This is a genomic window from Nostoc sp. KVJ20 (assembly GCF_001712795.1).
GTDB lineage: Bacteria > Cyanobacteriota > Cyanobacteriia > Cyanobacteriales > Nostocaceae > Nostoc.
In genome coordinates, this window is sequence record NZ_KV757570.1 from 44071 (window position 1) to 58967 (window position 14897).

The following is a 14897-nucleotide window of genomic DNA, read 5'->3' on the forward strand; positions in this document are numbered from 1 at the left end:
TTGTAAAGTACTTTCAGAAAAAATTTTCTCTTGGGATTTACGCACCCACAATAGAAAATCCCCTTTTTCACTGAAAAAGGGGATTTTGGGTGATATAGCAGGAGGCAGGAGGTAAAAGTATTACTATTCCTAGCCTTGGGGTTTTCAAAATGTCCTAACCTATGTGGCTACGGCTATACCATTTTAGATTTTAGATTTTGGATTGTGAGAAACGCACTTTATCGAACAGAATTCAGGAGTCAGGATTCAGAATTCAGAATTCAGAATGAATTTTGACCTAAAAAGCGGATAGCGCAGCGTAAAGCCTTCTCTTTCAGAGACGCTAACGCGAACGGCATGGCAACTCTTAGAGACGCTAGCGCGTAGCTTGCTTCTCCGTAGGAGTACGCTTAGAGCAAGTATTCGAACGTCTTTATTCTGACTTCTTCATTCAATCTTCAATTCGCTGCTGGCTGCTGGGATATGGACTCTATACCCACTTCTTGTAAAGGTGGACGCACAGATAAATAAATTAATGGGCCGAATAACGGTATCAACGCTATTAACCAGAAAAACTGGGGATTTTTCCAACCGCGACGCGCCATATCATCCTCCAGTAATGTAGGAAATAATAGGCAAAGTAGACAGAAGTCTAAACTCATCACATTTATGAAGCGGTTAGTTTGCCACTGTTGGACAAAATTGCCCCAATCTCCGTCTCTTAAACCATAAGCAACTAAAATAGCTGTGGATACCGTCAAAACAACCCCAGTCATACGAAAATCTAGTAGTTTGAGTAAGGCATTTTTTTTACCAACAAACTGATTATTTGGTTCCCTAATGGCTAAGTACGGCAACAAAGCAAAAGCACCAACTCCGAAAGAAGCGATCGCAAACAGCCAAGCAGGTATTTTTTGTCCTCTGCCATCAATCAACACTACTGCACTGTAGATGAGAGGCCAAATACCCATGAGGTTGAATAATGCTATTACTAACGGGTTAACACCTTCCCACTGCATAGTAGAAAGGTTTTTAATTAACTCGAATGTACCGGGTTGCTCAGGAGGCGCGAGGAAAAATGCATAGATAGTGAATCCCAGCCACAGTAAGCTAAAGGCAATTTTTCTAACCATGAAATATTTAAGTATTATTAATTTTGCCGCTATAAATTTGGGTTATCTGCTTGCTATGGTATCGTTCATTTGTCTCAAGCAGCTTGTCCTAAAATATTACACGATACGTATTAAGGATTGAAATAACTGAAAGCTTCAGAGAGATAATCAGCAGCAGATGCTACTACTGCGATCGCACTTTCATAATCTAGGCGCGTTGGCCCCAAAACTCCCACACTTCCTACTGGTATTGAACCTCGGCGATAGTTGGAAGAAATCAAGGTACAGGTGCGTATCGGTTCTAATGGATTTTCTGCGCCAATGCGAACCGTTACCTTTGGTTTACCACCATCTTCCGGTTCTGGTTCCTCAAATATTAATCGCCACAGTTGGTCTTGTTCTTCTTCCAACAGGTGGATAATCGTTTGTACCTGCTGTAACTGGGAAAATTCTGGCTGGCGCAAAACTTCTGACACACCCCGAACCATAATTTGGGTTGCAGTCGGTGCATGAGTGCGACGACTCAATTCGGCAACTGAGTTTTTCAAGAATTCTCCATAGCGTTGGAACTCTTGATCTAGTTCGCTCCAGTCAAGATAGGCTAATTCCAACAGACTTCGACCCCGCAAGTGGCTATTCAAAAAATTAGAAACAATCTGCAACTCACGATCAATTACCTCTGAATCGCGCTGCGTTTCTTCCGGTGTTGAAGCCAAATCCATTAATTTTGAATGTGTCTCGTAACCATCAGTTACGACAATCAGCATGATTCGCCCAGCTTCAATTTGCACTAATTGCAGATGTCGCAATAGTGCTGTAGTGGTTTGCGGCATAGTGATCAAGCTAATACAACCACTCAAGGTTGCTAAAATTTGCGCGGCTCCTTGGAGTAAAGCTTCTAAACTCCGATCTTCCCACTGGAGATGCTTTTGCAGTGCCACTTCTACTTCTCGCCCTAAAGTTTCTGTTCGCGTAGCGTCTCGCAGAGAAGGTGTAATTAGCTGGTCAACATAAATGCGATAGCCTGAGTCTGAAGGTACACGTCCAGCAGAAGCGTGTGGTTGGTAGAGTAATCCAGACTTTTCTAAAACGCCCATCACATTGCGAATTGTAGCCGAGCTTACACCCAGGTCGTACTCTTCGACCAAAGCCTTTGAACCAACTGGCTCTGCCGTAGCAATGTAGTGACGTACCGTTGCCCAAAGTATATGCTGTTGTCGATTTGTTAACTGGACTTCCATTGTGGTATGTTTTGCTGAACGCAAATTCTAATCAAACTCTGAAAAAACTTGTAGATTTAATAGAAAACAGAGAATATTAATATTTTATTAAAATACCAAATTATACAGTTATATTATGATAAGTATTTTTAAAATTAATACACATAGATACAGAGCATTTTTTTCAGACTAGGGTTGAAATAGTAGGTCAACTTTATTTGGCAAAAGCTGCTAGTACGGCAAAGCGGAAGTCAAAAGTCAAAAGTATTATGGAATAGACCTTTTAGGGATTTCAAATGGTTGCTCTATTTCCGCAGTGGCGTACTAGTTATAATCTACCTTTGTAATGCTTCTTTATAACCGTATTTTTGCACAAATTTGCAATTGCAAAAGTATTATTAGATACGTATTTTTTGGTAGGGACTAATTCTGAAATGTGATTTGCCCCAGCAAAAAGTTTTTGTGCAGATGTACTTGATGCCCAAATTCCAGGCTTTTTGGCAAGCGTTTAAAGTGATGTATTACTGTTCTTAGCATAGCAAAAGCCAGATGGAAGAGTCAGTTCCACCTGAGCAAAAGCTAATATTGGGGAATTGAAGGGTCTACTAATATGGAATAGGCATCAATACCACCCGAAATATTTTGCACATTTGTAAAACCTTGAGCAATCAACCACTGGCACATCTGGGCGGAGCGGATGCCGTGGTGACATAGCACAAGGGTTTCAGCTTGGGGATTGAAGAGGGTAGGTATTTGATCTCCCCATTCGGTAAATTGACTTAAAGGTAGGTTGACAAAGCCCTCAATGCTAGCGATCGCTAATTCTTCTGGTTCACGCACATCTACTAGCTGAATACTGGCATCACTAGAAGAAAGACGTTGCCCCAGTTCTTCTACACTAATTTGGTTCATGGGTTGACTAAAAAAATTCCCTATAAACAGTCCTAATCCTATTTATGGTGACAGAAAATCTCTGCCTTCGCATGAGTATCCATTCTCAAGAGGGTTGATAAATTCTGCTAAGGTTTCTGCTTAAATGGCTGTAAACCGTCTTTTTTAATATGTTTAATGTGAATAGACAACGTTCATTTATTGGTTTTATCGTAGCTGGGGCGATCGCACTGCTAGTAATTGCGATCGCTGGCTTTTACTGGTTTTTCGCTAAAAGTCCGGCTAACCTCATTGCTTCTAACTCTGGGCCTGGTGCGGCCATATTCGTGTCGAAACTTTCCCCTGCGATGGTTTCATTGCTGACGAATCCTGATCGTTTGCAGGTGTTGGAGCGCGAAGAAGAACTATCTAAACTCAAAACCAGTTTATTCGCCAAGAGTGGCATAGATTACAAACAAGACATTCAACCCTGGTTAGGGAACGAAATTACATTAGCGATCACCACCTTAGATATTGATCGCGATCCAGAAAACGGACAGCAGCTAGGGTATCTGTTGGCATTAGCAACCAAGCAACCGGAGAAAAGCCGCGAGTTTGTCGAGTTGTTGTTTTCTAAACGGGCGTTAGCCGGAGCAAACTTAGCTGTTGAACAATATAAAGGCGTAAAACTGATTTCTGACAATCAAGAAGTCATCACAGAAGAGAAAATCCAAAATCCAAAATCCAAAATCCAAAATTATCTAGCTGGTGCTGTTGTCGGCGAAGGCTTTGTATTATTTGCCAACGATCCGAAAGTGCTGCGAGATGCTATTAATAACGTCCAAGCGCCCGATCTGAATTTGACTAGCTCCCCCGAATACCAAAAAGCTAGAAAAGAACTGCCCAAAGGGGGTTTAGCTATAGCTTTCTTGAATCTTCCCATCGTGGCAAAATGGCAAGGGTTAGAGCTATCAGAACAAACTTATGACAGCGAAATCATTTCCCTGGCGTTAAACCCCAAAGGATTACTAGCGGAAACCACCTTTTTGACTTCATCGGAAATTGTTCCTCCATCTCCACCGCTATCTAAACCTGTGGGAGCATTGCAATATATTCCAGAGTCCACAGGTTTGGCAATTTCCGGCTCAAATTTGAGTAATTTGGCGGACAGTGATTTAGCCAAACTCTGGAAACAAGCAACAGCAACTTTATATGGTTCTGGGGAAGATGTGGTTTCTCGGTTAGCAAAACCTTTAGTGGATGTTCAAAACCGCTGGGGGATAAACTTACTAGAGGATATTTTTAGCTGGGTACAAGGAGAATATGCGATCGCATTGTTACCTGAGAAAGAGCAAATAACCCCCCATTGGATTTTTGTGGTGGAAAAATCCGACGGTGTGGAACAAGGCATTGCTCGTTTAGATGCGATCGCCTCATCCAATGGACTCAGTATTAATCCCTTGACTATAGACAAGCAAAAAATCTCCGCTTGGACAGAGTTAACCACGGCGACAAAAAAAACTGATGCCAAAGAAGGAGCATCTTTTAGCATTGAAACAAAAGTGCTGGGATTGCATACAACTTTAGGAAATTACGAAATTTTCACCTCTGACTTAGAAACTATGGATGAAATTCTCACAACTAAGGATAATTCCATAATTGACAATCCAAATTTCAAAGATAGTATCGCGGCAATTCCCTTACCAAACCAAGGTTATGTTTATCTTGACTGGATAAAGAGCCAGAATTTGTTAGAGCGTCAAGTGCCGATTATCAAACTAGTGGAAGTCTTAGGGAAACCGTTTTTTAATAACTTGCGATCGCTCACAGTCAGTAGTTATGGAACTGACACGCGATCGCTCAAAGGTGGTGTTTTCTTCAAACTCCATAAATAATTCGTTTTTCGGCGTTGCATATTTGCGGGATGATTTTGCTAGTTTTGTGGGATGGGCCGAAAAGCCACTGGTGTCAACTTAACGCGAAACCGCACGTCCGCCAGGGATTGTAAATCCCTGTCTCATAGCTAAAGTCCTCTGAAGAGGACTTCATAGCGCAAAAATTTTCAGTCTACTTCAGTAGACTTGAGCAATTAGTCAGGGATTTACAATCCCTGGCGGGTGAACAACACCCAATCAGTACGCTATTTTTGGCAAAAGTAGACACCAGTGCCACCCTACAAGAATCATCCCTTGATTCAGCAACGCCCGTTTTTCTAGGGTGTCTGTGATGAGGCGATCGCCTACATAATATTTGGAGAATGACAAAAAATAGAGTCAAGGTAAGCGCTACTACCTACTTTGACTCTATTTCCTAGTAGTTTCCCTAGCGCCGCTATCTTCTCAAAATTAGAATGCACTTGCTGTGGGGCGGACAATTACTTCATTGATATCGACATCATCTGGCTGGGATACGGCGTACAAGACGGCTCTTGCGATCGCATCTGGAGTCAGTGCGATTTTGCGAAATTCTTTCAAAGCGCCTTTTGCAGAATCATCCGTGATATCAGAGCCGAGTTCAGTCTCAACGACACCAGGGGATATTGTTGTCACGCGGATATTTTTCGATTCCTGACGCAGCCCTTCGGATATGGCCCAAACAGCATATTTTGTCGCACAATAAACTGCACCAGTAGGCACCACCACATGCGCGCCGATGGAAGCAGTATTGATAAACTGGCCGCCGCCTTGCGCTTCCATGATGGGCAAACCCGCAGCAATGCCATTCAAGACGCCGTGGATATTCACATTAATCATGGTGTCCCACTCCTCGACTTTCAGAGCGTTCATCGGGGAAAGGGGCATAACACCTGCGTTGTTATAGATGACATCAACGTGGCCAAACTTGTCTAGAGCAAAGTGAATGAACTTTTTCATATCCTCACGATTAGCGACATCCACCGCCTTGAATTCTGCTGTGCCGCCTTCCTTGTGGATATCCTCAACAATTTTTTCCAGTTTTTCCGTGCGTCGTGCGCCTAAAACAACTTTTGCGCCATTTTTAGCTAGCAATTTGGCTGTAGCTTCACCAATTCCGCTACTGGCTCCAGTGATGATAACAACCTTGTTTTCTACGTTTGACATGATTATTTTCTTTTCTATTTAAGTTAATTTGAATCAAAGAAACATACCGCCAGAGACTTCAATTCTCTGTGCATTCACCCATCTGTTTTCTTCAGAAAGCAAAGAGGCGATCGCACCTCCGATATCATCAGGAAGACCGACGCGGCCCAGGGCAGTTTGCTCGGCGATGAAGTTGTTAATCTCTGGATTGTCACGCACCGCACCGCCGCTAAAATCCGTTTCAATTGCGCCGGGGGCTACTACATTCACACCTATATGTCTTTGTCCCAATTCCTTGGCCATGTATCGGGTTAAAACCTCTATAGCCCCCTTCATGGTTGCATAGGCTGCATAGCCTGGCAGGGCAAAACGGGCAAGTCCAGACGAAATATTAACGATACGTCCCCCATCATTGATCAAAGGAAGAAGTTTCTGTGTGAGGAAGAAAACCCCTTTGACATGAATATTCATCAAGTGATCGAAATCTTCCTCGGTTGTATTTGCAAAAGATGCATAAACACCAACACCAGCATTATTGACAAGGAAATCAAAATGCTCTGTCTGCCATTTTTCTTTGAGTGACTGCTTGACTTGCCCCACGAAACCGTCAAAGGTTTTAGTGTTTGAAGTATCTAGTTGCAGTGCAACGGCTTTACCACCAATCTCTTCAATAGAAGATACGACGTTTTTGGCTTCCTCATCGTTGCTATGATATGTCACGATCACACTGACCCCTTTTTTAGCAAGAGTCAAAGCGGTATTTTTGCCAAGTCCTCTACTCGATCCCGTTACTAATGCAATTTTTGTCTTGTCTTTTGTCATTGCCTTATCCTTTGACTGTTTTATTCGATGTGTTCATAATATGTCTATAATCCAGAGTTTTAAATGCACAAACCTCGCGTTTTATTGCCTAATTCTCCAAAACAATATTTTATGAGTAGGCAAAGATGTTCTACAATCATCAAAGAAAAATGATTAAATCACTCAGGAAGCCAGCATGGCGATTGAAATACTGAAGCATGGCGCGGCTGTCAATGAGTGTAAAGAACTGGCAGCATTATTAGAGAGGCACACCGACGGCAAGGGGAACGGTGTCCACAAAACAGATATAAATAAACTGGAATTTATGCGGGAATCTTCTACTTCCACCGCATTACAGTGTGTTTATGAACCTATTCTTGGCATCGTCGTTCAGGGTAAAAAAGAAGCTTTATTGGGTGAGGAAACCTATCGTTATGGCGCGGCTCAATATCTTGTTGTCTCGGTTGATTTGCCGCTCAGTGGATTTGTTATAGAGGCCACGCCACAAAAGCCCTATTTAGGATTCAAGCTGAATTTAGACCCACGGCAACTCTGTGACATTATTGCCCAAATTAGACCAGGTACGCCTAAGAAAGAAAACTCTGTCAGAGGCTTGTTTGTAAGTAACGTTGATGCACCGTTGATCGATTGTGCCCTAAGACTGACACGGCTTTTAGATACGCCACAGGATATCCCCATACTGGCGCCGATGATTATCCGCGAAATGTATTATCGCCTTTTAATGGGTGAACAGGGAGAAGCTGTCCGCCAGATTGCTACATCCGGCAGCAACATGCAACGCATTGCCGAGGTGATAAAACTTATCAAGGCTGATTTTACAAAACCGATGCGGATTGAGGAGCTAGCTGGGCAAGCTAGTATGTCTCCTTCATCTTTCCATCACCATTTTAAGGAAGTAACATCAATGAGTCCGCTTCAATATCAAAAGCAATTAAGACTACTAGAAGCGCGTCGGTTGATGCTTGCCGAAAACTCCGATGCCGTCAATGCTGCCTATCAGGTGGGTTATGAAAGCCCCTCACAGTTTAGCCGTGAATATTCCCGTATGTTCGGTGCGCCGCCAATTAAGGATATTGAACGTTTACGTACAGCTTGATCGGAGACTGCCCAGTTATCTTTCAGGTTCAACCACAATATTGGCGTAATAAACTAAACACCTGGCTGAAGTTGTCTAGTCCAAAAGAGGTAATTACATCTAAATCATTTGTTGCAAAATTGTAGCTGCTGCCTAGATCAAGATACAACCTGGCAATTACCTGGCTGCCCTCAAAGTCATTACTTGTGGCACATTTGATTGTGGCACAACCGACTGAAATTTCACGGGAATTTTTTAACTAGAATATGTATATATCACTACTAATTTAAAAGCCTGTTGGAGGGCTACTATGAAATACTGTCGCCCCCGACTTCAGTTTTGCGGCGGTTGGCTATTGGCTATAATTACCGCCATCACAGCTACCCCTGTAATAGCAGAGACAGCAAATTTTGGCGCTTTAAACTTATCAACAAATTTTGATCCAGCACAAGGAACAGTGCAGGGGTTTACAGGTGGTTCTTACTCATTGTCTGCCATAAGTAACCGCGATCGCGATCAAAAAGCCTGTATTGGTTTTGCCGATCCAAGTCCAGATCATATTATGGTTCTGGAAAATGACTTTTCCCAGCTAACAATCCAAGTCGATAGCAACAACACCGACACCACTTTACTGATCCAAGGCCCAGATAACACTACAATTCGTTGTGGTGATGACACTGGCAAAAGTAAAGATGCTAGCGTTAGCGATCGCAACTGGAAAAATGGCACGTATCGGATTTGGGTAGGTACATTTAATCCTGGGGTCAAGCGGGATTATACTCTGACGGTGGAGCAGCAGTAATGGGAATCGGGAAGTTAGGAGTTAGGAGTCAAGTGATTAATACCTAATTCCCAATACCCAATTCCCAATACCCAATTCCCAATTCCCAGTTCCCAATTCCCAATTTTTAGGTGTAACGCTTGAAAGGATAATATAGGAGAGTAGCTTGTCGTGCTTTCCGAGGGTGCTATCTCGTGCTATCTATACTGCGTGCTGACTTTCGTATCATATTTGAACGTGACCCAGCTGCCCGTAACTGGTTGGAAGTTTTATTTTGTTACCCAGGTTTGCAAGCCTTGCTATTTCATCGGCTGGCTCACTGGTTGTATACTCTTGGTCTTCCTTTGATTCCACGCCTGATTTCTCACTTAGCTCGGTTTTTGACTGGAATTGAAATCCACCCTGGTGCAGCAATTGGGCAAAGTGTGTTTATTGACCACGGTATGGGTGTAGTAATTGGTGAAACTGCGATCGTGGGAGACTATGCTCTCATTTATCAAGGTGTCACCCTTGGAGGTACTGGTAAAGAATGTGGCAAGCGCCATCCTACTGTGGGTGAAAATGTCGTAGTCGGGGCTGGAGCGAAGGTACTGGGCAATATTCAAATTGGCAATAATGTCCGTATTGGCGCTGGGTCTGTTGTTCTCAGAGATGTGCCTTCAGACTGTACTGTGGTAGGGGTGCCTGGGCGTATTATGTACCGTTCTGGAGTTCGGGTTTCACCTCTTGAACACAATAACTTACCAGATTCAGAAGCTCAAGTAATTCGTGCTTTAGTAGACCGAATTGAGGCGTTGGAAGAACAAATACAAACTCTTCAGCGCACTAATTCTTCAGAAAAAACTCCTGTTTTAGTGGGTTGTTTAGCCACCAAAGAGGATGAGCCAACCCACGATTCTCGCTGGTGCAACCTCAAAGATAAGACCATCCAGCAATTTCTAGATGGTGCTGGCATTTAGTTAAAATCAAGAGTTAAGGGTCAATCTTTTGACTCTTGACCAAATAATTCGTAATTCGTAATTCGTAATGACTTCACGGATTAATCGCTTCACTAGACCACTCTTGCTGATCATTACGGTGGTAAAGCCATCGATTTTGTGGTTCGCCGCGTAATTCTAAATGGTCTACTTGCACCGGATCGAGTAGCAGGAGACAAAAATTAGGGACTGGCTCAACAGAATCAGGCGGCGATGGCTCAAAGGCTCCTGCTTCTTGGATTCTGGGTTTACCAGGATGTGGCCAACCAAACTGTAAACGCGCCGCATCACTTAATTCTTGCCACATTGCAATCCGCGCTGGCTGTAAAACCTGGTCAGAATCATCACCGCTTACCAGAGTCAAACAACCAGTGATGCGAAATTGTTCTCGTGTATTGGGGAAGTACCAGCAAACTTCTGCCCAAGGTTGTTGCTGTATTTGGTCGGCTTTGGCACTACGGTTATCGGTGATAAATCTTAGCTGGTTTGTATCTTCTAAAAAGCCGCGAAAGACTAGGGTACGATTGGCGGGGCGACCATTCGCTTGTAGCGTTGCTAGTTGCAGGTAACGGGCATAAACAAGACTACGGTTGCGATGGAGTGCATGAGCGATCGCACTTCGCCAAGGAGCAAGAGACATATCAATTAAAAATTAAAAATTAAAAATTAAAAAATTCAGATTTAATCTGGGTTTCCAGGTTTGGGTCTGTTGTCTTATTTTAGACAATTGGTACAACACTAAGTAAATAATTTTGCAATTGTCTCTGTGTCTTTGCGTGAATATTATCCTCAATTCAACGCAGAATATACAGTATGTTGTATAAATTCGCAGATGAGCTATGGCAGAAATTCAAGTCGGTATTGAGGGTGAAGGCGCACCAGCAGCAGCCGAGGCTTTGTTAGAAATTCCTGGAATATCGGGAAGCTATGAAGTTCCGACGCAAAGAGAGGGGACTCTGGCGGCTGTTGCTACTATTGTCGGCATTGTGGGTGGTGTTGCGGCTTTAGCTGAACAAATTCGCAAATGGTATCAAGAATGGCACAAATCTCATCCAGGGAAGCAATTTGATGTGGTAATTCTTGACCCTGATACTGGAAACAGGATTTTACTCGAAGAAGCTACCATAGAGGAAATCACGGAAATCCTCAAATCTATCAGCAAATAAGTGCAAACTATCCGCATTCAACTTCGGGAAAGTACGCAGGAAACGGTTGAACTCAGGTATTGGCTACCTCAAAAAAATAACTATGAATCACGTCGCCTGAAATTAGCAGAAATCGCTGATTTACTCAAGCAAGGAGAACGAGATTATTATAAACTGCTGCCCAATTTACCAGGAATCGGGAAGCAGTTATTTTTTTGGTTGGATGGGGATGGACGGTGGTTGAGTCGGGGAATTGCTAACTGTCGCGGTGAAGGGTTGGTAATTGCTATTGATACTGATAAAAAACTGACACATCTACCTTGGGAAGTGCTGCATGATGGTGAGGATTTTTTGGTGAAGCGGGTTAATCCAGTGGTGTTACCTCTGCGCTGGATTGAGAAAGAAACGGAAGGGTTTTCTGTGGAAGCACGACAATTGCGAGTATTGTTTATGGCAACCGACCCGGAAGATGTGCAACCAAAGTTAGAGTTTGAACAGGAAGAAGCGAGAATTCTGGCAGATACGCGAGATTTTGCTGTAGATTTGCGGGTGGAAGAAAGCGGTTGCGTTAGCGAGTTGGGTAAGGTGTGGAGTCGCTATTTTAATGATTTTGATGTGTTTCACCTCACAGGACACGCCTCAATTACGAGTGAAGCACCTTACACGCCTTACTTTATCACTGAGACGGAAATTGGAGAACGCCACGAAACCACAGCCGCAGAACTGGCGGAAGTCTTCCGGTTTCGCTTTCCCAAGTTGGTGTTTTTGTCTGGGTGTCGGACTGGACAAGCACCAGATAAAGGGGCTGTCCCTTCAATGGCTGAGGCACTTATTGAACAAGGCGCTAAGGCGGTTTTAAGTTGGGGGCGGCCTGTGGAAGATCGGACAGCTACAGCCGCCGCCGCGCACCTCTACGGGAAATTGGCAGCCGGATATCAATTAGCTGAAGCACTCGCTAGCACTTACCAGCAGTTGTTTAAACAGAATGTGCGTGACTGGCATTTGTTGCGGTTATATGTCCAGGGAGAATGTCCCGGTGCGTTAGTGGATGTGTGGGGAGATTTGCCACCCTCAGCACCGGAACCTGCTTATCAACAGTTTTTAGATCCCGATACCCAACTGGTGCGGGTGGCGAAACCCTCGGAGTTTGTGGGGAGACGGCGGAATTTGCAACGTTGTCTCAAAGAAATTCGCACTTCATTAGGGGTACTAATTCACGGACTGGGGGGTGTGGGTAAGAGTACTGTGACGGCGCGACTTCTGGAAAGGATGGTTGGCTATCACAGGCTGGTGAACTTTCGGCACCTGGATGAGGACAAACTGCTCAAAACCCTTGCTGAACAATGTACCTCGGAACGGGGGCATGAAATTCTCAATGGCAAGTTACCCTTGATGCAGCGCCTCACCAAGTTTTTTACTGAAGGACTGAATACCAAAGAACAGCGCTTTGCCTTTGTGCTGGATGACTTTGAGGCTAATTTGGAATTACGAAATGGGGTTTATGTCTTGCAACCACAAGTTGTGGATGTACTGCTGGCGTTGCTGAAGGCGATGCAAAATTCCCAACTTCCTCCCCACAAGGTTTTCCACAAGGTAATTATTACCTGTCGCTACAATTTCACTTTGTCGGAACTGAATCATCGTCTGTACCGCGAACCTCTGGGGGCTTTGGCTGGGGCAGATTTAATTAAAAAGTATAATCGTCTGGATTCGTTTAATGGCAGTTGGCAATTTCAGCCAGATTTGCCGGAACGTGCCAAAAAAGCAGCAGATGGAAATCCTCGGCTGTTGGAATGGTTAGATAAGATTTTGCAAAATTCCCGAAGTCGCCGGAAGCACAGAGGGGAGTTGAGATGATTCTGCAAAAGATGGCAGATAAGGAAAAGGAATTTCGTGAGGATATTTTGGCACAGGTATTGCTGAAGCAGCAAACTCCAGCTTTGCGTCAAATGCTGGGGAAGTTGTTGGTGTATGAGTTACCTGTTCCTCTAGCTGCTATTGACCCGATTTGTGAAGATATCTCAAGTTGGGAAAGTCATATTCAACGCGCTGAAATTTTGGGTTTGTTGGAAGTTACCCTCACCAACAACACAGAGAGGTTGTATCGTGTTCCCCGGATTTTGTCACCGTTGCTAGAGTTTCCAGAAAACCCCAAGGGTGAAGAGTTGTATAAACAAGCTACACAAATTTTGTATCGCCTGTGGTGCGAAGGGGTGGAAAGTTCTACGGAAGCAAAAATGTTAGAAATTCATCGCTTGGCGTTGCTGGGGAAGGATGAAAATATTGCGGGGAAAATAGGTAATTCATTGGCGGGACACTTGCGGAATCAAAGTCGATTTCGGGAAGCAATAGATCTGTGCAAATCAACCTTAGAAATTATTGATAACCATAGTGTTCTCAAAGAAATTGCTTATTGTGAACACCAAATGGGTGAGGTTGATCGAGCATTAAACTATTACCAACAAGCTTTAAATCTTTGTCCCGCAGAAGACAAAAGAGAATTAGCATCAATTTATCATTATTTAGGGATGCTGAAAGCCGACAAAGGGGATGTGGATGAAGCGATCGCACTCTACAATCAATCTTTGGAAATATTTGAACGTATTGGTGATATTCAAGGCAAAGCGGCGACGTTGAACCAACTGGGAATGATCTACGCTAACAAAGGGGAAGTGGATCAAGCGATCGCACTTTTCAATCAGTCTTTGGAAATAACTGAACGCATTGGTAATGTCAAAGCTAAAGCATCGACGTTGAACAATCTGGGATCTATCTACGCCAACAAAGGGGAAATGGATGAAGCGATCGCACTTTTCAATCAGTCTTTGGAAATAGCTGAACGCATTGGTAATGTCCAAGCCAAAGCATCGACGTTGCAAAATCTGGGATATATCTACGCCAACAAAGGGGAAATGGATGAAGCGATCGCACTCTACAATCAGTCTTTGGAAATAACTGAACGCATTGGTAATGTCCAAGCCAAAGCGGCGACGTTGCACAATCTGGGATCTATCTACGCCAACAAAGGGGAAGTGGATGAAGCGATCGCACTCTACAATCAGTCTTTGGAAATAAAAGAACGTATTGGTGATATTCAAGGCAAAGCGATAACGTTGTACCAATTGGGAATTCTCTACGCCAACAAAGGGGAAGTGGATGAAGCGATCGCACTTTTAAATCAGTCTTTGGAAATAAATGAACACATTGGTAATATCCAAGGCAAAGCGGCGACGTTGTACCAATTGGGAATTCTCTACGCCAACAAAGGAGAAGTGGATGAAGCGGCCGCACTTTTAAATCAGTCTTTGGAAATAGCTGAACGCATTGGTAATATCCAAGGCAAAGCGGCGACGTTGAACTTTCTGGAGTATCTACGCCAACAAAGGGGAAGTGGATGAAGCGATCGCACTTTTCAATCAGTCTTTGGAAATAACTGAACGCATTGGTGATGTCCAAGGCAAAGCGGCGAATTTGCATGAACTGGGAAATATCTACGCCAACAAAGGGGAAGTGGATGAAGCGATCGCACTCTACAATCAGTCTTTGAAAATAAAAGAACGCATTGGAAATGTCCAAGGCAAAGCGGCGACGTTGAACCAACTGGCAAGGATCTACACCAACAAAGGGGAAGTGGATAAAGCGATCGCGCTCTACAATCAGTCTTTGGAAATATTTGAACGCATTGGTGATGTCAAAGGTAAAGCGGCGACATTGAACCAACTGGCAAGGATCTACGACAACAAAGGGGAAGTGGAGCAAGCGATCGCACTCTACAATCAATCTTTGGAAATCAAAGAACGCATTGGAAATGTCAAAGGCAAAGCGGCGACGTTGAACAATCTGGCAGGTATCTACGC

General features: G+C 43.7%; 14 protein-coding genes. 8 read left to right on the forward strand and 6 right to left on the reverse strand.

Annotation, left to right across the window (positions count from 1 at the left end; all coding sequences use genetic code 11):
- Positions 1–437 precede the first annotated feature (437 nt).
- From A4S05_RS06040 to A4S05_RS06050, 3 genes are all read right to left on the reverse strand, one after another.
- On the reverse strand, positions 438–1112 hold the full coding sequence (locus A4S05_RS06040) for a DUF2834 domain-containing protein (RefSeq protein ID WP_069068927.1): 675 nt from the start codon (positions 1110–1112) through the stop codon (positions 438–440).
- A gap of 110 nt (positions 1113–1222) precedes the next feature.
- A complete protein-coding gene (hrcA, locus tag A4S05_RS06045) occupies positions 1223–2332 on the reverse strand; it encodes a heat-inducible transcriptional repressor HrcA (RefSeq protein ID WP_069068928.1) in 1110 nt (369 codons plus the stop codon).
- A 558-nt stretch (positions 2333–2890) separates the two neighbouring features.
- Positions 2891–3223 (reverse strand): rhodanese-like domain-containing protein, encoded by a 333-nt coding sequence (locus A4S05_RS06050; RefSeq protein ID WP_069068929.1) that lies wholly within the window; start codon positions 3221–3223, stop codon positions 2891–2893.
- Positions 3224–3381: 158 nt separating this feature from the next.
- On the opposite strand from A4S05_RS06050, the gene A4S05_RS06055 reads away from it, so the two are divergent.
- Complete coding sequence (locus tag A4S05_RS06055; protein ID WP_176726927.1) at positions 3382–5076, forward strand: DUF3352 domain-containing protein; 1695 nt, start codon at positions 3382–3384, stop codon at positions 5074–5076.
- 450 nt (positions 5077–5526) lie between these two features.
- Here A4S05_RS06055 and A4S05_RS06060 read toward each other — a convergent pair whose 3' ends face one another.
- Positions 5527–6261, reverse strand: coding sequence for an SDR family oxidoreductase (locus A4S05_RS06060; RefSeq protein WP_069068931.1), 735 nt, complete (start codon positions 6259–6261; stop codon positions 5527–5529).
- A 33-nt stretch (positions 6262–6294) separates the two neighbouring features.
- Positions 6295–7062, reverse strand: a complete 768-nt coding sequence (locus A4S05_RS06065; RefSeq protein ID WP_069068932.1) for an SDR family NAD(P)-dependent oxidoreductase — start codon at positions 7060–7062, stop codon at positions 6295–6297.
- Between the two features lie 175 nt (positions 7063–7237).
- Between A4S05_RS06065 and A4S05_RS06070 the strand changes: the two genes are divergently transcribed.
- From A4S05_RS06070 to cysE, 3 genes are all read left to right on the forward strand, one after another.
- Positions 7238–8158 carry an AraC family transcriptional regulator gene (locus tag A4S05_RS06070; protein ID WP_069068933.1) on the forward strand — a complete coding sequence of 307 codons (921 nt, stop codon included), beginning with the start codon at positions 7238–7240 and terminating at the stop codon, positions 8156–8158.
- Positions 8159–8447: 289 nt separating this feature from the next.
- The gene (locus A4S05_RS06075; RefSeq protein WP_069068934.1) at positions 8448–8939 is read left to right on the forward strand and encodes a hypothetical protein; all 492 of its coding nucleotides are present in this window, start codon (positions 8448–8450) and stop codon (positions 8937–8939) included.
- 173 nt (positions 8940–9112) lie between these two features.
- On the forward strand, positions 9113–9877 hold the full coding sequence (gene cysE, locus A4S05_RS06080; protein ID WP_069068935.1) for a serine O-acetyltransferase: 765 nt from the start codon (positions 9113–9115) through the stop codon (positions 9875–9877).
- Between the two features lie 73 nt (positions 9878–9950).
- Here the strand turns inward: cysE and A4S05_RS06085 are convergent, their stop codons facing one another.
- Complete coding sequence (locus A4S05_RS06085; RefSeq protein ID WP_069068936.1) at positions 9951–10535, reverse strand: Npun_F5749 family FMN-dependent PPOX-type flavoprotein; 585 nt, start codon at positions 10533–10535, stop codon at positions 9951–9953.
- Between the two features lie 199 nt (positions 10536–10734).
- Between A4S05_RS06085 and A4S05_RS06090 the strand changes: the two genes are divergently transcribed.
- The 4 genes from A4S05_RS06090 to A4S05_RS44150 all read left to right on the forward strand — a co-directional run.
- Positions 10735–11061 (forward strand): hypothetical protein, encoded by a 327-nt coding sequence (locus A4S05_RS06090; RefSeq protein WP_069068937.1) that lies wholly within the window; start codon positions 10735–10737, stop codon positions 11059–11061.
- Positions 11062–12897 carry a CHAT domain-containing protein gene (locus A4S05_RS44140; protein WP_370684403.1) on the forward strand — a complete coding sequence of 612 codons (1836 nt, stop codon included), beginning with the start codon at positions 11062–11064 and terminating at the stop codon, positions 12895–12897.
- Complete coding sequence (locus A4S05_RS44145) at positions 12894–14438, forward strand: tetratricopeptide repeat protein (protein WP_370684404.1); 1545 nt, start codon at positions 12894–12896, stop codon at positions 14436–14438. The genes A4S05_RS44140 and A4S05_RS44145 overlap by 4 nt, the downstream gene beginning before the upstream one ends.
- The coding region (locus tag A4S05_RS44150) for a tetratricopeptide repeat protein (RefSeq protein WP_069068938.1) at positions 14431–14897 on the forward strand (467 nt) is incomplete at its 3' end. The genes A4S05_RS44145 and A4S05_RS44150, both read left to right, overlap by 8 nt.